The organism is Litorilituus sediminis (assembly GCF_004295665.1).
Classification (GTDB): Bacteria; Pseudomonadota; Gammaproteobacteria; order Enterobacterales; family Alteromonadaceae; genus Colwellia; species Colwellia sediminis.
Map to the genome: position 1 here is coordinate 3,640,826 of NZ_CP034759.1, position 25,503 is coordinate 3,666,328.

The window sequence follows — 25,503 nt, forward strand, 5'->3', positions numbered from 1 at the left end:
TATTTTACTGGCTTTGGTTATGGCTTGTCATTTAACTGAAATATTAGTGCAACTTAAGTGTCATGTTTTTACAACTTAAGTGTCACATTTAACAAGTAAACTTGCGCATATTCAATTTGGGCTGCATTTAGCCTGATTAATTTATCAATAAGAAAGGTAAACCTATGAAGTTATCTTCACTTTGCAAAGCAAGTTTTTTGCTTAGTATCAGTGCCAGTACGCTACTTATGCCGGCAATGGCGAGCGGACAGCAAACAGATCAACTAACTGATGTGGTTGATGCTGGGCAAAAGATCACAGAATCTGCGGCAAAATCACAGCAAAAAGTGAATACATTCACTGAACAAGCACAAACTAAGTTACAGCAATTTAATACGGTAACGAAAGAGCTTGATGGCTTAAATGTTTATAACCAACAAATGCAGGCACAGCTTGATAACCAAATGACTGAATTAGCTCAACTTGCTGAGTCAATGGAGCAAGTAAGCATTATTGAGCGTCAAATTTCGCCACTTATGGCAAGAATGATTTCAACGCTAGAAGAGTTTGTTGCCCTTGATGTGCCATTTTTACCAGAAGAGCGTGCTAAGCGTATTAATGATTTAAAAACTATGATGACACGTGCTGACATTGCGGTGTCTGAGAAGTTTCGTCGTGTATTAGAAGCGTATCAAATTGAGGTGGACTACGGTCGCACTATTGAAGCTTATAGCGGCATTTTAACCTTAGATGGTCAAGAAACTGATGTTGATTTCTTACGTGTTGGTCGCGTTAGCTTAGTGTATCAAACGCGCGATGGCAGCCGTTTAGGTCAGTGGCAACAAGCTCAAGGTAACTGGCAAGCGTTATCGCAAGACTATCGCTTAGGTGTTAATAAGGCATTACGTATTGCTCGTAAACAGTTATCGCCTGATCTTATTTTTGTACCAGTATCTGGTTTAACAACTTCATCTGCAGAGTAAATAACATGACTACTTCAATATTATCTTTACCTACATTGAATAAGCTAGGTGGCGCTGTTAAGCAAGTATTTACGACGGCTGCAGTATCTTTCACGCTATTAGCCGGAGCTGCTCATGCAGAGCAAGCGGCTAACTTAGACCAACTATTAAAGCAACTTGAGCAAGGCAAAGTGGCGCAGTCAGCGCAAAACAAAGCTCGTGAAGCTGAATTTAAAGCGAAAGTAAATCAGCAACAAGGTATGTTAAATGACATTCGTGCTCAACGTGACTCAGCGTTAAAACTCAGTGCACAGTTAGAGCAAAACTTTGAAGAAAATGAAATTACCTTAGCCAATAAAGGCGATGCTTTAGATAAGCGTTTAGGTGAGTTAAAAGAGTTATTTGGTGTACTGCAGCAAGTTTCTGGCGATACTCGCAGTAAGTTCCAAACCTCAGTCATTTCAGCGCAAATTCCTGGTCGTGGTGAGTTTTTAGATCAATTCGCCCAAAGCATGGGTTCTAGCTCTAAGCTGGCTTCAATTGAAGAAATTGAGCGCTTATGGTTTGAACTACAACGTGAAATGACACAAAGCGGCAAAGTAGTTAAGTTCAACCGTGATGTCGTTATGGCGAACGGTGAAAGTAAGCCAGCAGAAGTGATTCGAGTAGGTGGCTTTAACTTAATTGCCAATGGTCAATACCTAGAGTATATCGATGAAACTGGTACGGTTGCTGAGCTAATTAGACAGCCATCTACTCGTTACTTAAATTCTGTTGATGCCTTGATTAACAGCCAAGGTGAAACAACAGCCTTTGCTGTTGACCCAACAGGCGGTTCAATTTTAAGTTTATTAGTACAAGCACCTGATACGCGTGAGCGCATCGACCAAGGTGGCCCAGTAGGTTACATCATTTTAGGTATTGGTTTAGTTGGTTTATTGATTGCCTTAGAACGTTTGATTTCATTAATGATTATTGGCCGTAAAGTAAATCGTCAACTAGCGTCAGACACCGCATCAGACGACAACCCACTAGGCCGTGTAATGCAAGTAAAAGACAAGCACCCAGATTTAGATACTGAAACGCTTGAGTTGAAGTTATCGGAATCAATTTTACGTGAATTACCTAAGCTTTCTAGCAAGTTAGGCTTAATCAAGATTATTTCAGTTGTTGCCCCGCTTATCGGTTTATTAGGTACGGTAACAGGTATGATTACTACCTTCCAAGCGATTACTTTATTCGGTACAGGTGACCCTAAATTAATGGCCGGTGGTATTTCACAAGCACTTGTTACTACGGTACTTGGCTTAGTTGTGGCGATTCCTATGGTGTTTATCTTTGCTTACCTAAATGGTCGCAGTAAGAACATCATCAATATTTTACAACAAGAAAGTACCGGCATTATTGCTGAGCGCTCTGAGCGTGAAGAACAAGCAGCAAGCCAAGGAGCGTAACTATGGTTGCGCTAATGGAAATGCTCGATGTAATTACCGAATTTATGGATACCGGTGGACAGGTATTAACGGTAATTGCCGCGGTGATCTTCATTATGTGGTTAATGATCTTTGAGCGCTTTGTCTTTGTATTTTATAGCTACAAGGCAGTTAAAAAGCATTTACTTGCTAGCTGGGATGCGCGCAAAGATCAAACCTCATGGTATAGCGAGCACATTCGCACCGCGCTTATTTCGCGCGGTGCTACTAAGTTAAATCGTAATTTGGTATTGATTCAATCACTGGTGGTGTTATGCCCATTGTTAGGTTTATTGGGAACCGTTACCGGCATGATTGAAGTATTTGATGTAATGGCAATTTCAGGTAGTGGTAATGCACGTTCAATGGCCTCTGGCGTATCACGGGCAACCATTCCAACCATGGCAGGTATGGTTGGCTCATTATCTGGCGTATTCACGGTAACTTGGTTACGTCGCCATGCACAAAAAGAAACTGAATTATTAGCTGACGGTATGACGGTAAACCACTAACAACCGTGAGCAAAAACTATTGAATACTTAAGTTGCAAAACTTATGCGAGGAAGAAAATGCGTCATATAAATAAAATGTTGCAAGAGCAAGAAGACAAAGAAGATATCGACATGACACCAATGCTGGATGTTGTTTTTATTCTCCTGATCTTTTTCATTGTCACGGCATCATTTGTCAAAGAAGCGGGTATTGATGTTAACCGCCCTGAAGCAGCAACAGCTGTGAAGAAAGAACGTGCCAATATTTTGGTGGCTATTAGCGATAAAGGCGATATCTGGATTAATAAACGTAAAGTGGATATTCGCAGTGTGCAAGCCAATATTGAGCGTTTAAAAGCGGAAAATCCACAAGGTACTGTGGTAATTCAAGCAGATAAAAAAGCCACTACCGATACCTTAATTAAGGTAATGGACTCGGCGCGAGCTGCAGGTGTATTTGACGTATCTATTGCGGCACAAGAGGCCTAGTTGCTGGTAAGGAACAAAAGATGACTCAACCAATATTACGCAGCGGCATGCGTTATATGATTGCCGGTACGTTAGCGGTGATCATGACCTTTCTTTTACTGTGGGGCATGCAAAAGCTGATTGCTGGTGGTAATGACGCCATGACTGAGCCAGTAAAGGGCAACGTGCTTGATTTTATTCGCTTAAAGCAAGATGAAGTGGTAGCGAAAAAAGAGCGTAAGCCGCAAAAGCCAGCGAAACCTAAAGAGCCACCACCACCAATGGTAACGCCACCAATGCAACAAGCTAACCCAAATTCGCAAGGGGTTAAAAGTCAATTTGCTGCTGATATTCAAACCGACGGTGGTTTATCTGGCGGTTTAAGTTTAGACAGTAATGACGGTGATTATTTACCGATTGTTAAAGTGGCGGCGGTTTACCCAAGACGTGCACAGGCACGTGGCATTGAAGGCTTTGTAGTCGTTGAGTTTGTTGTTACTAAAACAGGAGCCGTAAAAGACCCTGTCGTAGTAAGCGCACAACCTGAAGGTGTATTTGAACGTGCGGCTTTAGATGCAGTAGTGAAGTTTAAATACAAACCTCGCGTTGTAGATGGCGTTGCTATGGAAGTTGCTGGCGTGCAAAACCGTATTAGCTTTGAAATTGATGGCTAAGCGCTAAGCCAAGCAGAAAATAAGCCGTAATAAATTACGTAAATGTAGAAAAACACTCCTGTGATAAGGAAGAGAACATGAAAAAATCAACAGCAATCTTATTACTAGGCGCACTCGGTGCTTTTGTTATTGCACCAAGTAGCCTTAACGTTGCTCAGGCGAGTGAAGCCAAAGAAGCGAAAAAAGAGCATAAAAGCTATCGTGCCAGCAAAAAAGTACCTGCTATGCGTAACCGTGTTTATGCTCAACTTGCAAGAGCACAAAAGCTTGCCGATGACGGCGATAAAATTGAAGGCTTTGAAGTACTAGAGCAGGTACATGATCGCATTGACAGTTTAAACAGTTATGAAAAAGCTATGCTGTTTAACTTTTATGGCTTTATGTACTACGGCAATGACGATATTGCCATGGCTATCGATAGCTTTAAAAAGGTTGTTGCTGATCATGGTGTTATTCCTGACAGTTTAGTTATTTCGACACTTTACTCATTAGCTCAGTTGTCTATGCAAGAGCAAGATTATCCGCAAGCGTTAGAATATCTATCGCAATGGCAAAAAGTTAATGCCAAAGACTTAACAGCAAATCAGCAAATTTTGTTTGCTCAGGTGCATTATCAAAGCAAGCAATATCAGCAAAGTTTAGATTATATCAACCAAGCCATTGCTATGGTTGAGCAAGAAAATAAACTGCCAAAAGAAAACTGGTTGATTTTGCAGCGTGCTGCGTATTATGAGTTAAAACAACCTGAGCAAGTCACCAAAGTAATTGAGCAATTGGTACGTTATTACGATAAGCCAGAATATTGGTTACAGTTATCGGGCATGTATGGCGAAATTGGTCAAGAAGACAAGCAAATGGCGGTAATGGAAGCGGCTTATCAAGCCGGTTATGTAACTAAATCGGCAGACGTTTTAACTTTAGCGCAATTGTACTTATTTCATAATGCGCCGTATAAAAGTGCTAAGTTATTAGCGGGTGCGATTGAAGAAGGCACAGTGGTAGCCGATGAGAAAAACTTAGATGTGCTTGCCAGAGCTTATTTAGCGGCTAAAGAAGATAAGCAGGCAATTAAAGTGCTGACTAAAGTTAGCGGCATTGCTTCTTCAGGTAAGTATGATGCACTATTAGCGCAAACTTACCTTAATAATGAGCAGTGGCAGCAAGCGATTACTGCTGCGCAAAATGCCATTACCCGTTTTGAGCAAAACTCAGCAGAAGATAAAGCCGCAGCTAACAGCTATTTAGGCAATATGTATTTAGCACAAGGTATGGCGAACTTTAACTTAAAGCGTTTTGACAAATCATTAACTGCCTTTGCAAAAGCAAGCAAGCAACCAAAAGTGCAAAAAACCGCACAACAATGGGCTAAATATGTAGAGCGTGAGCGAGAGAGTCATAAAGTTCAATTGGCAATGCTTAACTAAGTTATGAGCTGAACTTGTTTATCTAGAAAGCGCCGAAAGGCGCTTTTTTTATGTGTATTTACTCTGAAAAGAGTTGTGGAGTTAAGTTTTTTGATAAGCGATTAATACCATTTTACATAGAAAAGGAATCTCTTACCTATACATGCCGTTCAGTTGAACTCCTCCGTAATAAGTAATTGATAAAAATTAAAATGATATGTACTGTATACAATTTGAGGTTAGTGAAAGAAGGAGTTTTCTGTGTTTAAACAAGGGAATTTTCCTTCTAGTTAGCTGTATAATCATTTATCAAAACATGGAGAGTTACATGAAAATTCAAACACACAATAAATTCTTTGCTATTGCTGGTTTATCTTTTGGTCTAGTAGGAACTCTATTTGGCCTCCATATGTCATCTGCAATAGAGTCAACTCCTGCATTAATGGGAGTTGTCACAGCTATATGGTGTGCAGTTTTAGCAAGTATTATAGGTGGTCGGGCTAATAAAGGTTCTGCATTATAAATACTGCTATCAAGCAAATAAATCAGGAAAAATACAGCTTGGCTTTGCTCTTGCGTCGCTATTATAGCCAAGCATTATTTGCCTATTATGGTGGGCGTTAGTTACTCAAATAGAAGTATTGCGTTAACGCTAACTTTTTGTTTAACTTGTATAATAAAAGTTTGCATGGATTGCACATGGATAAAAAAATATTTTGGAAGATGTTCTTTTTTATACACCTCATATCAAGTATATACAATTTATATCAATTGGCGACTTTACCGCCCATTCTTCAACCTGAAATACCATTATGGTTAGGGGTAATAAATTTAGTGATTCTCCCCTTCATTTTAATCTGTTTATACGCATATGCGTATAGCTCATCATTACGTAAGTTGTTTAAAAACAAAGTTTTGTGTTGCTTTTTTATTGCTGGTATGCTCATTAGTGACGGGTTGTCGATGTACTTTGAATTTAATGCAGGTGGCTATAGTGCTTACGAAATGTATGCATTATCATTTATAACACTGATCTTTATTACTCCCGTTTGCTATGTCGTTGTTCAACTTTTGAAGCAAAATAAATCAACTAATCATTAAACAATTCAACCATAATTTAAAAAAGGAATTTTTATGTCTTTGTCTCTTTTGAGTAAAGGGTTTGGCCTTGGTAGCACCATTTTTGGCGTATTTAAAAGTAAAGCTGATGCCAATAAAGCATATCTGTTGTTACTACCGACATTACGTAGCGTTATTGCAGACAATGGAAGAAGTTCCCCGAACGCCAATGATTTGCTTGAAGTTATAGCCAACCTTGCACCATATGGTGCAAGGAAGAGAAACTTTAAGCGAAAGTATGTTGATAAGCTAAGTGGTTGGAGGGATTTACCTGACAATCCTGATAACTTTCCATATGGGTTTTGGCATTAACCCGTAAGTATCAAGGGCTTTCAAGTCGGACTTGTAACAATTTGCTCGGTTCTAGTTCGTTTCACATATTAGCAAACTGTTATTTACCCTTCATTGCACTTATAGCATTAAAAGAATGTAGCTTGCACCGATTTATGATAATGATATTTTAATCGTAATTATGCTCTGGCTAGTTGAATTACTATAGAAATATTTGCTAACGTTTTTCCTAATGTTGCCCGTGTGATCGTTTTACCTAGGCTGATAACCTTATAAGAAAAATTCAATCAAGGAATTCGTTAATGTCATTACAAAAGTGGGGTGGAGCTGTCGCCCTGTTAGAAGCCTGTACCTATATATTTGGCTTTGTCTTGTTTTTTGTTGTGCTTGATTCAAGCGGATATGAAGCCCCTGAGCGTTATCTTGAGTTTATTATTCAAAACAGAGATAGCTATTTTTTAGGCTATTTAGTTAGTGGCATTGTCTTTAGCTTTGCTTTAATTGTTTTGGTTCAGGCTAATTATCAGCGCTTTAAACAAGTTTCACCTGAGCTGATGAGGTTTACCGCGGTTGTTGGTTACCTTTGGGTATTTATGGTTCTCTCAAGCAGCTTTATTTTTCTAACCGGCCTAGAAGCGTTAGTTAAGTATCATGCTATAGATGCAACACAAGCGCTAACAATTAATCGTACTGTGAATACTATTGTTGATGCGCTGGGTGGCGGCATTGAACTTGTTGGCGCAGTATGGGTATTGGCCATTAGTTATATAGGTGTTAAAAATAAAATTTACGGCGCTTTTGTTCATTATTGGGGCGCTCTAGTTGGTATTGCTGGCGTATTAACCTTGTTCTCAGGGTTGTCATTTTTAGCTACTAATATGTTTTTTGAAATAAGTACGGCGATTTTCGGTTTAGGGCAAATAGTGTGGTTTATTTTGCTAGGCATAGCTATGTTAAACGACGCGCCTAAAGGTGCTGAATAGCCAGTAGAAAGCGCACCAAGTGTTAGTTAAAAGATAATATTGTGTTTTATGTTTGCAGCTCTGAAAGTAGGCATAATTAAAAGGAGATACTTTTGGAAGTAAAAATTGTTGAAGAAAAAACCTTATATGGCTTAAGTGCTAGAACGGATAATGCCAGTGAAATGACACCAGATGCAGGGAAAATACCTGAGTTGTGGCAAACATTTGATGATGCTGTACCAGTAGATTATCAAAATGGTGAAAGGGTATATGGTATTTACTCTGATTATGAGTCTGATCATACGGGTAAGTTTACTGTGCATGCTGCATTTGATGGTAGTGATTTTCCAGCAGAAGCTAACTTAGAGCCTATTACAATAAAGCAAGGAAATTACCTTGTGTTTAAACACACGGGAGAGATGCCGCAAATAGCCATTGATGCTTGGACAGAGGTTTGGCAGTACTTTTTGCAAGAGAGTCTAGCGCAGCAGCGATTGTTTACCACTGACTTTGAGTATTACCCTAACGGCAATGAAATTGAAGTGCATATCGCAATTAAGTAGTTCAATTAATTATTGCTAAGTGAAGGTTAATATTTTTTAGCTAAATTCAAAATTTTCACCAGGGCAAACAGTTAAAGGTACGGGAATGTTAGATAAAACAAGTTATGTTATTGATAGAGTTTTGCATTGGAGTGCATCAAGCTTAATTTTGGGTATGCTACTTATTATGGGGACGCAAATACATAATATTGATTATCGAATCAAAGGGACTATTGAGCATAAACAAGATGCAATAGAAGTACACTTTATTATGGCGGTACTGGTGTTTGTGTTGTTATTGGCTAGAGCTATTTAGTCAAAAAAATTCTTAGCAAAAGCTTATAAACCGATTTTTAAGAGTGTTTATCATCAAAGGTTTGTTTATTTTATTCATGCCTTAATGTACTTAGTGCTACTGAGCTTGATGATTTCAGGCGTGTTGATGATTAACAATTACGAGCACTCATTGCATATATTAAATATTTTGTTTTTTTCACAACATACTACTGAGCAAGCTATGTTTAACTTTGCCAATAATATTCACCTGTATTTAGAAGATGCGATTTACGCCCTGATTGCAATACATTTTTTCGGCGTTGTTTATAGCAAAAAGTAATAGTGCTCTGTCATTGAAACAATTAATTATGCGTTAATTTACCTTTTTTAGTATTATACTGGCGTTCGATTTAATCAGGCTTGATATGGGAGAAGTTATGAGAGCACTATTTATTTTGGTTATTTTCCTTTCCTTTTCAGCTCATAGCAGTTCTGTATATAAGTGTACCGTTAATGGTGTAACCACGTTTAGTCAAACGCCTTGTGACGATCAGTTTGAAACCATTGATGTGGATAGCTCTTCAGGTAAGTCGCAAAGTAAAGCTGATGAAGAGGCTGTGCAAAAGGAGTGCCTTGCTTATCATAAACCAAAATTTGAACTGCCTCATACCCTAGAGCTAATTTCAGCTAATAAAGTGTGGGTTAATGATAGCAGTGGTGCACGACAAGTATTAATTCTTGAGTTAAATGCTCTGGATAAATATGGCGCCTATATTGGCGTAAAGCCCTATAAGTGCTTTTTAAATCATGATGGCAGCACCTTAAGCAAAGTTCAGTACCTTATTCAGTAGGGCTTAAAGCCAATGACTATTAGACTTGCTAGTTATGATGATTTACCCAAGTTGCTTAAGCTTTATAAAGAGCTTAGACCTCATGATCCTGAGTTGTTAGATGCCGAAGCCGAAGCGCATTGGCAAATGATGATGTCAGATGAACGCACCCATGTTGTTGTCGCAGAGGTAGATGGAGAGCTAGCGTCTAGCTGTGCTTTAACTATTAATTTGAGTATTGCTAATGGCGCTAGACCCTTTGGTATTATTGAACATGTTATTACCGCGAGTAATTTTCGCCGCCGCGGCTTTAGTAAACAAGTGTTAGAGTTTGCGATAGAACTGGCTTGGCAAAAAAACTGTGGTAAATTAATGCTACTTTCTGGCGAGCAATTAAGTGCAGCCCACGCCTTGTATCAATCCGTTGGCTTTCAAAGTGGTATTGAAAAAGGCTTTGTTATTAAGCCCTCTGGCTAACGGGTTTTGTCATGATGTTTTACATTTTCTTCTTTGCCATACCTTAATATCCTCTTTAAGGTATCCCCTAGTAACTATCATTTCTTATAAACATAATAATGAAGGTATCAAAAGATACTGCGTTAACTTTATTGATGTTTGTTAGTTGATGAATTTGCTATATATGTTTGGTGTAAAGGTATAATACCAATTTGATTAAATATTTAGTCACTTAGAGTTACAAGAATAGCATTAGAACAAGCAAGATTTATGAAGATATAGTCGTTCTACATCAAATAAATATTGTGCAGTTATCATGTTATTCTTGAACTCCCAAAGGGCGAGTTTAAAAGGCTTATACCCAGCGTTGCTAATTTTAACAAGGGAATAACCATTCTTTGCAATTAGCGCCTTGCTTATAAGCCTTTTAATTCTCGCTAAATGATCAAATACTTAATTAACTTGGTATAAGTGGGGTTTAGATTATGTTTGAAATGTTGGTCGCTTTAGATGTTGCAGATGACAATAATTATGCAAAGTATCGTCAAGCAATGAAGCCAATTCTTAATCAGTTTGGTGGCGCGTTTGGTTATGATTTTACTATTGAGCAAGTGTTACTTTCTCAGGTTGATGAAGCAATCAATCGCGTTTTTACTATTAACTTTCCTGATAGACAGGCGATGGAGGCTTTTTTTGCTGATGAGGAGTATTTAGCGGTTAAATCTGAATTTTTTAGCAACTCGGTTAACAGTACCACGATTATTGCCAGTTATGAAAAGTAACCTCACATAAAGCTTTATGTATAAAAATAGTGCTAATAGCACCTTTTTATTTAAATATGGTGTTTAGGGGGTAAGTTAAGTGGGTAAATTTTTTTGCAAAGCAGCACTCATAACGCTTACTTTCTCGTTACCAGTAAGTGCAAATGATTGTTTGATTAATAAGTATCAAGCTTACACTCAAGCACAGAAAAAATGGCAGCAGCAATTAACGCAACTTATTGTTAAGCAGAGTCCAGGCAATCAAGATGAAGCACTCATACTAAGAGATGAGCAGTTAGTGGCAATTAATAGAAATGCTTTAGCAGTGCAGTTGCTACTGATAAAACAAGCGGATAGGGTCAAGGTAGATAAACCTGTTAATCGCTGGCTTGATTTAACTCATTCAGAGCGAGCTAGTTTAGCTAAGGCAAATCAAGATTATCAAAAACTAACGCTTAGGCAAGCCGAGTTAAATAAAGCTAAAGCTGGCTTTGATTTTACAAAATTAAGGGCTGCTCTGAAAGATAAGGTGATGCCAAGCACATCGTATCGTACTTTATATGGTAATTTTCGAGCAGAAGTTGATAAGATTAATCAAATTCAATGTTTTAACTCTCTAGTTAAAGAAGAAGGTACAGCCCAGTGAGCATACATTCTCCGTATAAACTAGCGACACTTTTTGCTGTATTTGGCATGCTTATTGGCATAGCAGCATTTATGTTTAACTATTATTTGATACCAGTAACATTACCTGGTTATGAAATATTATTAGCACCAGCAATGCTTGCTTTAAGTTTTTTTAGTGAAGAAACATATTTTACCCCTAAGATGATCATTTTATTATCGGGGCAATTTGTTGGCTACTTTATTGTGGCATTTACATTTTTAGCAATAAAAAAGTGACTTTCACAATAATGTCATAATGTCGCTTTAAATTAATTCGGTTATAGATTTTAAATGATAAATGGAGATACGAATGAAATTAATCTATTCAATATTACTTACCTGTTTAGTGAGCTTTGCTAGTGTAGCTGAAGAAGTGAATCAAGAGCTTAAGCAGTTAGCTCAAGATTATTTTCAGGTGATGGTTGCATCGCAGGCGCCTAGTGCAACTAACAAGGAACTAGAAGCATATTTAGCGTTATTAACCGATGATGTTGGTCATCAGCACTTACCTTATGAGGTTGATGATAGACGTTTACCTGATGGTAAAGAAAGTATGCGTAAAGGTATGATGTATTATTTAGGTGCACACACTGAATACCAGGCTAAATTGTTAAATACTTTTATATTTAATGATTCGGCCATTGCGATACGTTATCAGCACAGCGCCAAAGGTATTCATCCTGATAATAATCAAGCTATCGCTTATACCAGTGTAATCATGGAAGTACTTGAAGTTGAAGAGGGTAAGGTTGCTCGCATTCGCAAATATCACGAATAATGCTACTGTTAATACATCTAATTAAGCTGCTTGGAGCTACAAATGGCATGGTTTGAAAAGTTTATACAAACAACTTGGCAAGGGCATGGTGAATTATGGTTAGATGAAGCGGGAAATGATGCCATTCATTATCCCTGTTCGTTGAGCTTTGACGGTAATCACTTGCATTATTGTTGGCAATATAAAGGTGAAGAGAAAAAAGGCAGCTTTATACTAGAAGCTGAGCATTTGTTGTGGTCTGACAGCTGGCACCAAGCAACACAGGTAAAGTGTCAGCTGGATCAAGACGCCTGGGGGCTTTTCTCCGCTTTCTATGCCTATAGTGTGCCTGATAATCCTGACTGGGGCTGGCGGTTGTTTTTGTCGCAGCGTCCTTCTGGAGAGTTAGTTTTACAAATGAGCAATGTTACTCCGTGGGGAGAAGAAGGCCGTGCGGTACGTATGGTTTTTCAATTAGTTGAGTAACTACTTATTCTGAAAGCTTCATTTGAGGCTTTTTTGTCTTTAAAATTTGTTAATTAGTTATTTTAGGGGGGAACTGGTCATTCAAATTAGCGTGGTTAAAAACTGGTCAGAAAGTAAAAAACTGTGCTAATGTTCTTTTATGGATTGTTATTTTTCAGTGTGCAATATTTAATTTATAAGCAACTTACAAGGAGTTAGACATGGACGTAGGACAAGTAATTGTGTGGGCATTATGTATTGGCATTGCGGTAAACCTATTCTTCTCGCTTACTGGCTTGGGAACAATTCTTTCAAGAATGATTAGAAATGTTCCTGATGCTGATGACTTTTTGATCTTAAAAATACGTGAACTTGAAAACCGTATTGGTAAACTTGAATCAAATAAATCAAAACCATAGTAACTTTATCTGATCTGTTCGGCTAGGCGACTTTTATCGGGATATTTATATTGCGTTAAATCATTATCCTATATGATTTTGATTTACACTAAATAGAAATGCCTCTAAATTAAGGGGCATTTGCTTACCTCTAAAAAATAAAAGGTGATAAGTTGAAGTTACTTAGTGAAACTCAGTTGCGGGCTACTGCGATAATATGTCCAATTTTGATGTTGGCTGGCATCTATAATTTAGGTTATTTATTTGGTTATATATTGTATTTAGATTTTAGTCACTTAACCATGGAACAAGCGTTTAGAATAACTACTGTTGTTTTGGCTATTATTGCTACAGTAGTTTTTGTTAAGCGATTTAAAGCGTTGAAACAACACTTTTTTAATATTGACAGTTAGTTTATATATACTTAGTTTAGACACAGATAGTTTTTGAGCCGTTACGCCATATAATCGTTGATTATATGGCGTTTTTGCGTTTAATTTGAATGATGTTGATACCGTAAAGGCTAGCACGGCCTTATTTTTTAGCGGGTTATTTATATTGGTAATAGTTATGTTGAAAAAAATTGTTCATAGTCCCTATTTAAACTTATTTAGTGGAGTTATTTTACTGCTAACCTCAGGGTGGGAAACGTGGAATAGCCTTGATGAGTTTTCTCTTGCTGCCCATCATGGTGTATTAGTGTTTAGCCTAGTGCAAATACTGCGAACAATTCCTGAAATTATTCATGGTTTGAAAGAAATTCATGAGTCGATTGAACCATGCTAGCTTAATTCAATTGCTATAAGTTATATTGAGGTTGTTTATGATGGAAATTGTTGGCATTGACCATATTGTTTTAAGAACCAATAAGCTCAGTGAAATGATTCATTTTTACTGCCACATTCTAGGTTGTACGCTAGAGCGGAAAACTGAAAATGCCATTGGGTTAACTCAGTTAAGAGCGGGTAGTGCATTGATTGATTTAGTTGAAGTAGATAGTGAGCTTGGTCGACAAGGTGGTGGCGCTCCGAGCATAACTGAAAATAATATGGATCATTTTTGCTTACAACTTAAAGCCACCTCTGTTGATGAGCTTAGTAGACATTTATTGTTTCATAATATTGACGTAGGTAAGTTTGAGCAGCGTTATGGCGCACAGGGCTATGGTAAATCACTCTATATTAAAGACCCTCAAGGTAATACCGTAGAGCTTAAGCCCCAATGCTAGCGATATTGTCTTAAAAAAGTTCAGCATAGCTATTTCAACAAATATGCTGCATGGATGCAGCTTATTAGAGAATTCAGAAAAATCTTTTTCTGAACAAGCATTCTTTTCATTCAGTGCCTTGCCTGTAAGCTTTTTAATTCTCGTTGAGAGAGCAAATCATTTTTTCACTTGGTATAAGTTGCGCAGCGTACTATATTTTTTCTGCATAGCCTTGATTATTATTGTCTTAGCCAAACTGGTCGAGCAGTGATAAAACAGTAAGCAAATTTACACGTTACCTTAATCTTATTAGATTAATCGTCAATCTGACAGCGTTGTCATTATTGCTGTTCGATGATATGTTAAAGATATGTAATGGCTGATGATTTCCGTTTAGAGTACGAAAAGTAAAGGCTTGAGCGATATTTCTGTATAAAAGGTTAGAGTAAAAACGTAAATTAAGACTAAAGCCGTATATGAAAAATAAATTAAACAATCTAGCATGATTGTTATAACTAAACGTTAGCTAGGGCAACGCGCCTTACAACTAGCGAATAAAATTACATCAAGTTAATGTCTTGAAGGAAAAGAGAATGAACGAATTAAAATCTTGTTATCCGGTTTCAGATAAAGCCAAAGCACATACACATTTAGATGCGGCTACTTATGATGCTATGTATAAGCAGTCAATTGAACAGCCTGATGTTTTTTGGGCTGAGCAAGCAGAGAAGTTTATTGATTGGTATCAGCCTTGGGACAGTGTTAGTCAGGTTGATTTAAAGAACTCAGAAATTAATTGGTTTTCTGGGGCAAAACTTAATGTTAGCTATAACTGTATTGATCGTCATTTAGAAACAAAAGCTAACGATACTGCCATTATTTTTGAAGGCGATGATCCTAGTGATGACTTAAAAGTAACTTACCAAGAGCTGCATGATCATGTTTGTCGCTTTGCCAATTTACTAAAAGAACGTGGTGTTAAAAAGGGCGATCGTGTTTGTATTTATATGCCGATGATCCCTGAAGTTGGTTATGCCATGTTAGCGTGTGCACGTATTGGCGCGATCCACTCTGTAGTATTTGGTGGCTTCTCTACAGAGTCTATTAAAGCGCGTGTACTTGATGCTGATTGTCAGGTAGTTATCACGGCTGATGAATCTGTACGTGGCGGTAAGCGTATCCCATTAAAAGCTAATGTTGATGCTGCTATTGCTGATTGTCCAAATGTTCACTCTGTTGTTGTGGTGACACGAACAGGTGCTGAAATAGCTTGGAACCCTGAAAAAGATATTAACTACAGTGAAGCTGTAGCTGAGCTGCCAGCGGTTTGTGAGCCTGAAATTATGGATGCTGAAGATCCATTATTTATTCTTTATACTTCAGGCTCAACGGGTACACCTAAAGGGGTTGTTCATACTTGTGGTGGCTATATTTTATATGCAGCGATGACACACAAGTATGTCTTTGACTATAAAGAAGGCGAAGTATACTGGTGTACAGCTGATGCCGGTTGGATCACAGGTCACTCTTATATTTTCTACGGCCCATTAGCTAATGGTGCAACTACTTTAGTATTTGAAGGTGTTCCTACTTACCCTGATGCGGGTCGTTTCTGGCAAGTTTGTGAAAAACACAGTGTTAATATTTTCTATACTGCACCAACAGCAATTCGTGCCTTAATGAGTGTTGGCGATGAGTTAGTGGAAAAAGCCGATTTATCATCACTTCGTTTACTGGGTACCGTAGGTGAGCCAATTAACCCTGAAGCATGGCATTGGTATTATGAAGTGGTCGGTAAGAGTAACTGCCCAATTGTTGATACTTGGTGGCAAACTGAAACGGGCGGTATTTTAATTACCTCATTACCGGGCTCTGTTGATATGAAGCCAGGCGCTGCAGGTAAACCTTTCTTTGGTGTGCAACCGGCATTATTTGATAAAGACGGTAATACCCTTGAAGGTGAAAACCAAGGTTTACTAGTAATGACAGCGAGTTGGCCGGGCCAATTACGTACGGTATTTGGTGATCATAACCGTTTCTACCAAACCTATTTAAGTCAATATCCGGGTAACTACTTTACGGGTGACGGTGCCCGTCGTGATGAAGATGGTTTCTATTGGATCACAGGTCGTGTAGATGACGTTCTAAACGTGTCAGGTCATAGATTAGGTACGGCAGAAATTGAAAGTGCGCTAGTACTTCACCCTGCTGTAGCAGAGGCCGCTGTTGTTGGTTATCCGCATGAAATTAAGGGTCAAGGCGTATATTGTTATGTTACCTTGATGGGGAATGCCAGCGAGTCCGATGAATTAAATACTGAACTTAAAGAGTTTGTTGCTAAAGAGTTAGGTCGCTTTGCTAAGCCTGATTATATTCAATGGGCTCCGGGTTTACCGAAAACACGCTCTGGTAAAATTATGCGTCGTATTTTACGTAAAATTGCAGAGAACGAAGTTGATAGCTTAGGTGATACCTCTACGCTTGCCGACCCAAGTGTAGTCGAGAACTTAATTGCGCAACGCATTGTTCACGGTGGTTAATACTTAATTGTACTGCATAAAAAAAGCGCCTAATGGCGTAATGCCAGTCAGTTAAGCTGATTGGCATTTTTTGTATTCCTTGGATACCTTTGGGGTTTTGCCTTAACCCACCTTGGGTATTGCCTCTCTTCACGCCGCTCTGGTAATTTAAAATAAGTCATTTGTGTCAGTAAAGCTTCATAGTGTTTGGGAATATTGCCAGGGCTAGACAGAGGCAATGTGGCAAAGAACTGAGTAATTGCCATTGAGCAACTCGTGAAGCTAAGCTGATTAGGCCAAGTGCTATTAAGCTTTCTTGCTGCCGCTGTCATCCCTTGCCTTATCAAGTTGTAGCACAGAAGGAGTCCCCATAACTCCTGTTCAATCATATCTGGTCGCTTGCTTCTTAAAGTATAAGCGCTGTTAAGTAGCGATTGTTTCATCTCTCGATAGCCTAATTCTATTTCCCAGCGATACCGGTATAACTCAACCATTTCTTCGCTTGGAAAGCGTATTGGGTCGACCATTGAGGTCAGAATACGGTACTCTTTACCTTTAATTTTTTTACTCACTAATCTGGCTTCAATATGTTCTGGTAGGTCATTAAATTTTTTACGAGCTTGAGGCGTTGTTGTTAACCGAATACGTTTATCATTCTTGCCCAAACTCTGGATGACATCGTAATTTAAGTCTTTACGAGCTGGTATCATCCAGTGTCTTTGTTCTCCTGCTTGATGCCATCGATTGAGCAAACCAAGCGAGTAATAGCCTTTATCGAAGATAGTTAATGTATTATCTGGTGTCGTTTCTATTAGCCCTTCTGCTAATTTCATTTCATTAGTTCGGTAACCTGAAAATACGCTGTTGATTAGCTGGTGGCTCGTAATTTCCATGTGACAAACCATACGGATTTGAGGATAAATATTTTCTCTATGCTGGTTACTTTGCGTTTCAAATACTTTGTGGTTTTCAGCAGTATCGGCGACTCGCCATACGACACCATCAACGGCTAGCAGGTTCAAGCCCGCCCATGTTTCAAACTGGTTCGATTCATAACCATGCTGTGCCATCACTTTAAACACTTCTTTAACGGCATCTGCGCCTAACCTTTGTCTTGCTTGAACCAGTGCGCTTGGTGCCACTAATGGCTTTTTATCAGGCAACATGATATCCATCTGAGTGGCTATATCCCAAACCGACTTCTGACGATATAGTGCCATACCGATAATTGACCAAAGCACGGTTTCAAGTGGTAGGCGCCTTTTTCTAATTGTGGCGACGCCAGCTTGTTTAAAGCCTTGTTTAATCAACTCAGGGGAGAGCAACTCTGCGTATTTCTCAAAGGTGTGGAAGGTATTACAAGAACTAAAGGCTGTAGCAAGTTCACTTTCAAAGCGCATAAAAAAATCCGATAAACTTTATTTATCGGATTCTTACATATTGTAGGGATCGTTCAATTGATCCCCAAACTTTTTTGCCTTAACTGATCGGCATTAGCCTAATGGCGCTTTTTTTATGCTCTTAAAACAGTAAGCGTTTAAGAGTGAAGTTAGCTTTAACAGCGCTTAGAAGCGACCAGTTAAGCCAATTGTGAACGCATCGTCATAGTCAAATGAGATAAAGCCAACACGTGCAGAAATTGCTGGTGTGAAGAAGTGCTGAGCATGAACACCGAATTTATAATCTTCTTCTGTTGATAAATCAACACCGACACTTGATTGCGCTGTCCAGTAGTAGTCAGCTGTAAAAGTGAAGTCATTATCATAGTTTAAGAATGAAGCTTCTAAGTTTACAAATGAACCATTATCTAAAGTAGCAATGTATTTTGTGTTAAGGGCAAGCGAGTCAGAAAAATCTTCATCAGCACCTGAAACAGACACTAACCAGTTTTTAGCAAAGAAGTAACCAACTGCGCCACTAAAGTCTGTCTCGCTATCACCAAAGTCATAGTCAGTATAAGTTGCATCTAAAGCAAAGAAAAAATTATTGTGGTAATAGTCGCCACCTAAGTTTAAGGCATAGCCATCGCCATCAAAGTTTACATAAGCAAGAGAAGCGTTGCTATTTCTGCCCATAAATGCAGCTTCTGCCCATGCTGTGTTAGCTGTTGATACTTTGTCAAAGTAGTAAGTGCCTTCAACACCAATTACGTTTACGTCATCAATCGTAAGAAAATCTGCGTCTACTTGAGCATTGTAATCATTCGCTAATGCTGTAGTAGAAAGTAAAGATAGACCTAAAAGTAATGCATTCTTTTTCATTATATAAATCCTTTATACAAATTAAGGGAAAATTTTAAGGGGAATAAAATAACGGCATTAACATAACAGTAAGAAATATTACTGAGTTGATTAAGTACAGCTCTCTTCGTATATGCTGTTATTTGCCGCGCACTATAAATAGATAATTGATATAACGCAAGTTTTTTTAATGACAGAATGTTTATTACACTGAGGTTATAACTGGCAAGCAGGAGCACTGTAAAATAGGGGGCTCTAAGCCAGTTGTATTTTTCTTAATTTTTATAGAAAAAAGGCTATACGCATGGAAAAAACTGTGTAAAAATATGATTACAAATCGCGTAATTAAAAGTTTACGATTTTGGATTTTTATTTTGGTTGAGCTGTAGCCCTTTAGAATTAAGTACTCTTTCACCATCAATATTTCTGTAAATCACAAATTTAGCTAACGCACAATAACAAACCAGCAGCTAAAATTAGCATGAAGGCTGGTTTTTGCTAATTTATTAGGATGGACTTATGTCAGAGAGCACACATAAAAGCACATTGAATGATATTCATGTCAATGCTGAGCACGTATTAATTACCCCACAACAGTTACGAGATGAACTACCTTTAGTTGATAAAGGGAGAGAGTTTGTTAAAGCTTCTCGAAAAATTATTGCCGATATTATTCACAAGCGTGACCCGCGTTTATTAGTGATCAGCGGCCCATGTTCTGTACATGATATTGATGCCGCGAAAGAATACGCACGTGAATTGAAGAAGCTTCATGATGCCCATAAAGATACCTTATATGTTGTTATGCGAGTTTACTTTGAAAAGCCACGTACTACTGTTGGTTGGAAAGGTTTAATTAATGATCCGCATATGAATGGCTCGTTTGATGTTGAAACAGGTCTTCGCAAAGCGCGTGAATTATTAATTTACTTAACAGAGCTTGGTTTGCCATTAGCAACAGAAGCGCTTGACCCAATTAGCCCGCAATACTTAGCTGAGTTATTCAGCTGGTCGGCAATTGGTGCGCGTACAACTGAATCGCAAACTCACAGAGAAATGGCAAGTGGTTTATCTATGCCAATTGGCTTTAAAAATGGTACCAATGGCAGCTTAGGTGTAGCGATTAACGCCTTGCAATCGGCCGCGTCTTCGCATCGTTTTATGGGGATTAATCGTCAAGGGCAAGTGGCACTAATTAAAACTTCAGGTAATCCTGATGGTCACGTTATCTTACGTGGTGGTAGTCAACCTAACTATGACTCAGTCAACGTAGCTGAGTGTGAGCAAGCCCTTGCTAAGCATGGTTTAGAGCCGGGTATTGTGGTTGACTGTAGTCATGGTAATTCAAACAAAGATTACCGTCGTCAACCATTAGTGGCTGATAACGTTATTAACCAAATCTGTGAAGGTAATAAATCAATCATTGGTATTATGCTTGAAAGTCACTTAAAGTCAGGCAACCAAAGCTCAGAATTACCAAAGGAAGAAATGGCGTACGGTGTTTCAGTAACGGATGCTTGTATTGATTTCCCAACAACTGAGACTTTACTGAATGAAGCAGCAGACAAGCTAGCTGTTGCATTAAAAGCACGTATTGTTGATTAGTAAATATGAATGATTTTGATGAGAAACTCGCACTTTTACGTGATGAAATAGACGATATTGATAGTCAATTAGTCAACTTATTGCGTAAACGCTTAGATGTCACCACCAAAGTGGGGGCATTAAAAAGTGAAGTTGGCATGCCTATTTATGCGCCTGATCGTGAAGCGGCTTTGCTAAGTAAACGCAGAAAACAGGCGAGTGAGGTCGGTTTATCGCCAGATTTGATTGAAGATATCTTACGCCGCTTTATGCGTGACTCCTACGTAAGCCAAGATGCCAGTGGTTATCAGTGCGTCAACCCTGAATGCAATAAAGTTGTTGTGGTTGGCGGTAAAGGTCAATTAGGTAGTGTTTTTGTTGATCTATTCACTCGCTCTGGCTACAAGGTTGATATTATTGAGCAGCAGGACTGGCCAAGAGCAGATGAAATTTTGGCTAATGCCAGTGTGGTGATTGTTGCCGTGCCCATTCGTTTAACTTCTATGGTTATTCATCATTTAAATAACCTACCTAAAGATTGTATTTTAGCGGATATTACCAGCATCAAGGAATCACCGCTTTATGAGATGAAAAAGGCGCATGATGGCCCTGTTGTTGGTTTACACCCAATGTTTGGTCCAGATGTTACCGGGTTAATTAAGCAAACCATTATTACTTGTGAAGGCCGATATCCTGAGCAATATAACTGGCTGTTACAGCAGTTTCAGGTGTGGGGCGCTAAAATATATCCAGTACAAGCACATGAGCATGATGAAGCCATGGCGATGGTGCAAGTCATGCGACATTTTTCAACTATTGCTTATGGCTACCATTTAATGGCAGAAGGGGCAGATATTGAGAAGTTAGTGGACATGAGTTCACCTATTTATCGCTTAGAGCTCATTATGGTTGGTCGCTTGTTTGCTCAAGATCCAGTGCTTTATGCTGATATTATCTTTGCCAATAAAGATAATATTGCCATGATGAAGCGTTTTGCTTATCGCTTTTTAGAGCTGCTAGAAGATGTTGAGCAAGATGATAAATCAGCCTTTGTTGATATGTTTAACCATGTTTCAGACTGGTTTGGTGATTACGCTGATGTCTTCTTAGAAGAAAGCAAATCCATGTTATTAAAAGCGAATGAGCTTAAAAAAGATTAAGCTGATATTGTGCTCAGCAACTCTAGCCGGTTGTTTTAAATAACGGTAACAACCGGCGCTTATTTAGATGCTTGTTAATTGTTGAACTAAAATAGATATACTAGCCTTGAAAAAGCATTTATTAGTTTATGCAAAAAGTTATATCTATTGTTTTATTTTCTTTACTTTTTTCGTTTTCGCCAGTTAGCCATGGCGAAAAATTCTCTGTGGTTTTTTTAAATCCTGGCTATCCGGCCGAAAACACTACCGGTTACTTTTGGACCAATGTTACTGAGTTTATGCAGGCTGCTGCGGATGATTTAGATATCCAGCTCACGACAATTTATGCTTATCGCAATCATATCTTAATGAAATCTTTAGTTGAAGAAATACTAAGGCATGATCCTGATTATGTCATCTTGGTTAATGAGAAGGGTATAGCTGTCAATATCGCAAAGCAAATTGCGCAACATAAAGTCGCTATTTTTATGTTGTTAAATGATTTAGATAAGGCGGCACTAAATGCTTTGTCTGCAGAAGATAAAGGCTTTATCGTTGGCAGTGTCACACCTGATAACTATAAAGCAGGTAAGAAGCTTTTGCAGCGTTTAGTGGCGCAAGGCGATAGCTTACATAGTAGCGGCGAGAGTGTTTGTACTCAAAAGATACTTGCGCTACAGGGAGATTATTCTACGCCAGCCTCAATTGCACGCGAACAAGGACTTAAAGATGGTTTGCTAGCATTGCCTAAATTAGCGTTAGTTGATAGTTCAGTGGCGAATTGGTCAAAGCAGCAAGCGTATCAAAAAGTGAAAGGTATCATGCAACGAAGTCGCATTGATATTATTTGGGCGGCTAATGACGCCATGGCATTTGGTGCTAAAAAGGCGGTAAAGGAGGCTAATCTTGATTACCCCGTAGTGATTGGTGGGATTAACTGGGATGTGAATGATGAACAATTCCCATTAGATATATCATTTGGTGGTCATGTTACGCTTGGCGCTAAAGCAATGACCATGCTTTATGATATTCATCATCAACAGCTGCCTGTGGAGCAAAGGCACATCAATATAGATATATTTGAATCCAGTGAGAATGCTGCTTTTTTACCATTTGTTGACAAGTTAAAAGACAAACGTTTCGCTGGGTATGATTTTACTTTATTTACAGGAAAAACAGGCAATAAGCGCCAATTTACCATAGAGAACTTAACTGATTCTTATCAGTAGTTTCTCATGAGAAGGGCTTGTTTTTTGATGATTTGATAGCTTTCTAGAAAGCTCTGTTGTGGTGTTGATTTAAGCGGTGTAGCTGGCAAAAAGCTCGTTTTGCCAGCTAAAACTATTATAACTTTTAATAGGTTATTGGTAGTGTATTACCAAATCTTGACACGCTCTTGTGGCGCTAAGTAAAGTTTATCTGTTGGTTGTACATCAAATAGTTCATAAAACTCAGGTACGTTACGCACTACACCGTTAACTCGGTACATAGATGGTGAGTGTGGGTCGGTTTTAATTTGATGTTTTAATGCCTTATCACGGTATTTATTACTCCAGCTTTGTGCATAGCCTAAGAACACACGTTGCTCACCAGAGAAGTTATCAATAACAGGTGCTTCTTTACCATTTAATGACATTTTATAAGCGAGTAATGAAATACTTAAGCCGCCTAAATCACCAATGTTTTCACCTAAAGTGAAAGTACCGTTTACATGAACACCATCAAGTGGCTCAAATTCGTCATATTGAGCAACCAGCTTAGTGGTTCTATTTTTAAACTCTGATTTGTCAGCATCAGTCCACCAGTTGCGCAGTACGCCATCACCATCAAAAGTACTGCCTGAGTCATCAAAGCCATGACCAATTTCATGACCAATAACTGCGCCAATAGCGCCGTAGTTCACTGCATCTTCAGCGGCTAGATTGAAATATGGTGGCTGTAAAATTGCCGCCGGGAAAACAATCTCATTAAGCGGTGGGTTATAATAAGCGTTCACGGTTTGTGGTGTCATTTGCCATTCATGCTTTTGTACCGGGCCATTTTGTCTATCAAGGTTTTGCTGATAAACCACTAGGGCTGAGCGTTTTAAGTTGCCAAATAAATCACCTTGTTGAATATCAAGGGCAGAGTAGTCTCGCCAGATATCAGGGTAACCAATTTTCGGGGTAAATTTCGATAGTTTATCTAAAGCTTGTGCTTTAGTTTCAGGAGTCATCCAGTCTAAGTTTTTAATGCTAACTTCGTAAGCTTTAATTAGGTTTGCTACTAACTCTTCCATGCGTGCTTTGGCTTCTGGCGGGAAGTGCTTTTTCACATAGACCTTACCAACAACTTCACCTATGTTGGCATTAACTACATTTACACCACGACGCCACATAGGTTGTTGTGCTTTTACGCCACGTAATGTTTTGCCGTAAAACTCAAAGTTTTGTTCATCAATTGCTTGGGTTAATCGACTGGCATTGCTGTTAACAACGCCCCAGCGTAAAAAGGTTTTCCATGTATCTAAACTAGTGTCTTTGATGATATCGTTTAGCGCTTTCATGTAATCAATTTGTGTAACCACTAGGCCATCAATATCAGCAACACCGGCTTCTTTCATAAAACCTTGCCAATTAAAATCAGGCATTATGTCAGTTAATTTTGCTGTTGGAATTTTATTGTATAGCGCAACCATATCGCGAGTTTTCTCTTTCTTCATATGGTGGCTGGCAAGTTTACTTTCTAGATCAAAAATGATTTTAGCTTCAGCTTTGGCATTGTTTGAGCCTGTTAAAGCCAGCATAGTTTCAATGTGCTTTAAGTATTTTGCTCTTAGCTCTTTTGAAGCCTCGTCATCGGTAAAGTAATACTCTCTATCAGGTAAACCTAACCCTGCTTGCCATGTGTACATCATGTAAACGTTGGGATCTTTAAAATCAACGTACTGGCCTAAGTTAAATGGAATGCTATAACCAAGTTTATTCACCGCAGCAAAATGCACAGCAAGCGCTTGATGATCGCTAATCGCGTCAATTTGTTTAAACTCAGCTTGTAATGGTGCTAAGCCAACCTTGTTTCTTGTATCCCAATCTACATATGACTGATATAAGTCACCGACTTTTTGTTCATTGCTACCATGGGCAAATTTGCCATTGGCAGATTGCTCAATAATGGCTTTTACGTCTTTTTGCGATTGCTCATGCACAATAGTGCCAACGCCGTAGGATGATTTATCATCAGGAATATTTGTTTCTTTAATCCAAAGGCCATTGGCATATAGGTTAAAGTCATCACCAGGTTTTACTGAGTGATCTATGGCTTGAAGGTTTAAACCCGAAGATAGGTTTTTTTGATTCACGCTATTGCTGATATGAGCACTGTTATTACAGCCCACTAATCCCAACAATATGGTTAATGATATAAGCGTTTTTTTCATGTTAACTTCCTTGGTGGAGTTATTATTTTATTAAAATAGTTATAGCATGCGGCTTGTAGCGCATTAGAATAAATAAAGATAGCAGGGTTAAAAGCTGCTATCAATGTAACACCAAGGTAAAGTCTGTTAATTTTATGTAAACGCTATAATGGCTTAACTTGCCGAGCATCACTGAATTGTTAGCAAGTGTGTATTAGGGCGTGTTGATCTTTGTTGATATTTTCAGCAATGAGTTATTTTTATCAATAGCAAAGCAGTATGAGTACGGTTTGGTTGTTCCAAATAAGCGAATACTAATGCCGCTAGTGTTAAAAATAGCCATTGCCCTTCGGGCTGAGGCTAAAATCCCTTTACTCTGCGTTAAAAGCGGCTAATTTAGCTAGCTAAACTACGCAACTTTTGCCTTGATTAAAGGGATTTTATC

30 protein-coding genes are annotated in these 25,503 nt (G+C 38.6%); 27 read left to right on the forward strand and 3 right to left on the reverse strand.

From position 1 onward, the window contains the following. Positions 1-164: 164 nt before the first annotated feature. The 24 genes from EMK97_RS16140 to acs all read left to right on the forward strand — a co-directional run bounded on the left by EMK97_RS16140 (position 165) and on the right by acs (position 16,719). On the forward strand, positions 165-962 hold the full coding sequence (locus tag EMK97_RS16140; RefSeq protein WP_130603817.1) for a DUF3450 domain-containing protein: 798 nt from the start codon (positions 165-167) through the stop codon (positions 960-962). Positions 963-967: 5 nt separating this feature from the next. Beyond that, positions 968-2,395, forward strand: coding sequence for a MotA/TolQ/ExbB proton channel family protein (locus tag EMK97_RS16145; RefSeq protein ID WP_130603818.1), 1,428 nt, complete (start codon positions 968-970; stop codon positions 2,393-2,395). A 2-nt stretch (positions 2,396-2,397) separates the two neighbouring features. After that, on the forward strand, positions 2,398-2,925 hold the full coding sequence (locus tag EMK97_RS16150) for a MotA/TolQ/ExbB proton channel family protein (RefSeq protein WP_130603819.1): 528 nt from the start codon (positions 2,398-2,400) through the stop codon (positions 2,923-2,925). 57 nt (positions 2,926-2,982) lie between these two features. Beyond that, the gene (locus EMK97_RS16155; RefSeq protein ID WP_130603820.1) at positions 2,983-3,393 is read left to right on the forward strand and encodes an ExbD/TolR family protein; all 411 of its coding nucleotides are present in this window, start codon (positions 2,983-2,985) and stop codon (positions 3,391-3,393) included. Between the two features lie 47 nt (positions 3,394-3,440). Beyond that, complete coding sequence (locus EMK97_RS16160) at positions 3,441-4,046, forward strand: TonB family protein (protein ID WP_130604520.1); 606 nt, start codon at positions 3,441-3,443, stop codon at positions 4,044-4,046. A 77-nt stretch (positions 4,047-4,123) separates the two neighbouring features. Beyond that, the gene (locus tag EMK97_RS16165; protein ID WP_130603821.1) at positions 4,124-5,470 is read left to right on the forward strand and encodes a tetratricopeptide repeat protein; all 1,347 of its coding nucleotides are present in this window, start codon (positions 4,124-4,126) and stop codon (positions 5,468-5,470) included. Between the two features lie 307 nt (positions 5,471-5,777). After that, positions 5,778-5,972 (forward strand): hypothetical protein, encoded by a 195-nt coding sequence (locus tag EMK97_RS16170; RefSeq protein ID WP_130603822.1) that lies wholly within the window; start codon positions 5,778-5,780, stop codon positions 5,970-5,972. Positions 5,973-6,583: 611 nt separating this feature from the next. Further along, on the forward strand, positions 6,584-6,880 hold the full coding sequence (locus EMK97_RS16175; protein ID WP_130603823.1) for a hypothetical protein: 297 nt from the start codon (positions 6,584-6,586) through the stop codon (positions 6,878-6,880). 281 nt (positions 6,881-7,161) lie between these two features. Then, positions 7,162-7,842 carry a DUF4386 family protein gene (locus tag EMK97_RS16180; protein WP_130603824.1) on the forward strand — a complete coding sequence of 227 codons (681 nt, stop codon included), beginning with the start codon at positions 7,162-7,164 and terminating at the stop codon, positions 7,840-7,842. A 92-nt stretch (positions 7,843-7,934) separates the two neighbouring features. Further along, positions 7,935-8,384, forward strand: coding sequence for a GyrI-like domain-containing protein (locus tag EMK97_RS16185; RefSeq protein WP_130603825.1), 450 nt, complete (start codon positions 7,935-7,937; stop codon positions 8,382-8,384). A gap of 85 nt (positions 8,385-8,469) precedes the next feature. Beyond that, entirely contained in the window at positions 8,470-8,679 is a 210-nt protein-coding gene (locus EMK97_RS16190; RefSeq protein ID WP_130603826.1) for a hypothetical protein, read from the forward strand. Positions 8,680-8,805: 126 nt separating this feature from the next. After that, entirely contained in the window at positions 8,806-8,979 is a 174-nt protein-coding gene (locus tag EMK97_RS19070; RefSeq protein ID WP_170176788.1) for a hypothetical protein, read from the forward strand. Between the two features lie 97 nt (positions 8,980-9,076). After that, positions 9,077-9,490, forward strand: a complete 414-nt coding sequence (locus tag EMK97_RS16195) for a DUF4124 domain-containing protein (protein ID WP_170176789.1) — start codon at positions 9,077-9,079, stop codon at positions 9,488-9,490. A 12-nt stretch (positions 9,491-9,502) separates the two neighbouring features. Next, positions 9,503-9,946, forward strand: coding sequence for a GNAT family N-acetyltransferase (locus tag EMK97_RS16200; RefSeq protein ID WP_130603828.1), 444 nt, complete (start codon positions 9,503-9,505; stop codon positions 9,944-9,946). Positions 9,947-10,410: 464 nt separating this feature from the next. Further along, positions 10,411-10,707: a DUF1330 domain-containing protein gene (locus tag EMK97_RS16205; RefSeq protein WP_130603829.1), complete on the forward strand. Its 297-nt coding sequence runs from the start codon at positions 10,411-10,413 to the stop codon at positions 10,705-10,707. A gap of 79 nt (positions 10,708-10,786) precedes the next feature. Then, on the forward strand, positions 10,787-11,332 hold the full coding sequence (locus EMK97_RS16210) for a hypothetical protein (RefSeq protein WP_130603830.1): 546 nt from the start codon (positions 10,787-10,789) through the stop codon (positions 11,330-11,332). Next, positions 11,329-11,589: a hypothetical protein gene (locus EMK97_RS16215; protein ID WP_246028817.1), complete on the forward strand. Its 261-nt coding sequence runs from the start codon at positions 11,329-11,331 to the stop codon at positions 11,587-11,589. The genes EMK97_RS16210 and EMK97_RS16215 overlap by 4 nt, the downstream gene beginning before the upstream one ends. A gap of 73 nt (positions 11,590-11,662) precedes the next feature. Beyond that, positions 11,663-12,130 (forward strand): nuclear transport factor 2 family protein, encoded by a 468-nt coding sequence (locus tag EMK97_RS16220; RefSeq protein ID WP_130603831.1) that lies wholly within the window; start codon positions 11,663-11,665, stop codon positions 12,128-12,130. Positions 12,131-12,172: 42 nt separating this feature from the next. Then, the gene (locus tag EMK97_RS16225; protein WP_130603832.1) at positions 12,173-12,595 is read left to right on the forward strand and encodes a hypothetical protein; all 423 of its coding nucleotides are present in this window, start codon (positions 12,173-12,175) and stop codon (positions 12,593-12,595) included. Between the two features lie 200 nt (positions 12,596-12,795). Beyond that, positions 12,796-12,993 (forward strand): hypothetical protein, encoded by a 198-nt coding sequence (locus tag EMK97_RS16230; protein ID WP_130603833.1) that lies wholly within the window; start codon positions 12,796-12,798, stop codon positions 12,991-12,993. 152 nt (positions 12,994-13,145) lie between these two features. After that, a complete protein-coding gene (locus EMK97_RS16235) occupies positions 13,146-13,385 on the forward strand; it encodes a hypothetical protein (protein WP_130603834.1) in 240 nt (79 codons plus the stop codon). Positions 13,386-13,542: 157 nt separating this feature from the next. Beyond that, on the forward strand, positions 13,543-13,758 hold the full coding sequence (locus EMK97_RS16240; protein ID WP_130603835.1) for a hypothetical protein: 216 nt from the start codon (positions 13,543-13,545) through the stop codon (positions 13,756-13,758). Positions 13,759-13,795: 37 nt separating this feature from the next. Beyond that, complete coding sequence (locus EMK97_RS16245; RefSeq protein ID WP_130603836.1) at positions 13,796-14,200, forward strand: VOC family protein; 405 nt, start codon at positions 13,796-13,798, stop codon at positions 14,198-14,200. A gap of 572 nt (positions 14,201-14,772) precedes the next feature. Continuing rightward, positions 14,773-16,719 carry an acetate--CoA ligase gene (acs, locus tag EMK97_RS16250; protein WP_130603837.1) on the forward strand — a complete coding sequence of 649 codons (1,947 nt, stop codon included), beginning with the start codon at positions 14,773-14,775 and terminating at the stop codon, positions 16,717-16,719. Positions 16,720-16,766: 47 nt separating this feature from the next. Here the strand turns inward: acs and EMK97_RS16255 are convergent, their stop codons facing one another. Together EMK97_RS16255 and EMK97_RS16260 are read right to left on the reverse strand one after the other, a co-directional pair. Then, entirely contained in the window at positions 16,767-18,098 is a 1,332-nt protein-coding gene (locus EMK97_RS16255; RefSeq protein WP_130599454.1) for an IS4 family transposase, read from the reverse strand. A 165-nt stretch (positions 18,099-18,263) separates the two neighbouring features. Then, positions 18,264-18,959, reverse strand: a complete 696-nt coding sequence (locus EMK97_RS16260) for a putative porin (protein ID WP_130603838.1) — start codon at positions 18,957-18,959, stop codon at positions 18,264-18,266. A gap of 498 nt (positions 18,960-19,457) precedes the next feature. Here EMK97_RS16260 and EMK97_RS16265 point away from each other — a divergent pair, with 498 nt between their 5' ends. The 3 genes from EMK97_RS16265 to EMK97_RS16275 all read left to right on the forward strand — a co-directional run bounded on the left by EMK97_RS16265 (position 19,458) and on the right by EMK97_RS16275 (position 22,890). Next, the gene (locus tag EMK97_RS16265) at positions 19,458-20,543 is read left to right on the forward strand and encodes a 3-deoxy-7-phosphoheptulonate synthase (RefSeq protein ID WP_130603839.1); all 1,086 of its coding nucleotides are present in this window, start codon (positions 19,458-19,460) and stop codon (positions 20,541-20,543) included. A 5-nt stretch (positions 20,544-20,548) separates the two neighbouring features. Further along, positions 20,549-21,682, forward strand: a complete 1,134-nt coding sequence (gene tyrA / locus EMK97_RS16270; RefSeq protein WP_130603840.1) for a bifunctional chorismate mutase/prephenate dehydrogenase — start codon at positions 20,549-20,551, stop codon at positions 21,680-21,682. 128 nt (positions 21,683-21,810) lie between these two features. Then, on the forward strand, positions 21,811-22,890 hold the full coding sequence (locus EMK97_RS16275) for an ABC transporter substrate-binding protein (protein ID WP_130603841.1): 1,080 nt from the start codon (positions 21,811-21,813) through the stop codon (positions 22,888-22,890). Positions 22,891-23,036: 146 nt separating this feature from the next. On the opposite strand, the gene EMK97_RS16280 is transcribed toward EMK97_RS16275, so the two are convergent. Next, on the reverse strand, positions 23,037-25,079 hold the full coding sequence (locus tag EMK97_RS16280; protein ID WP_130603842.1) for a M13 family metallopeptidase: 2,043 nt from the start codon (positions 25,077-25,079) through the stop codon (positions 23,037-23,039). Positions 25,080-25,503: the final 424 nt, after the last annotated feature.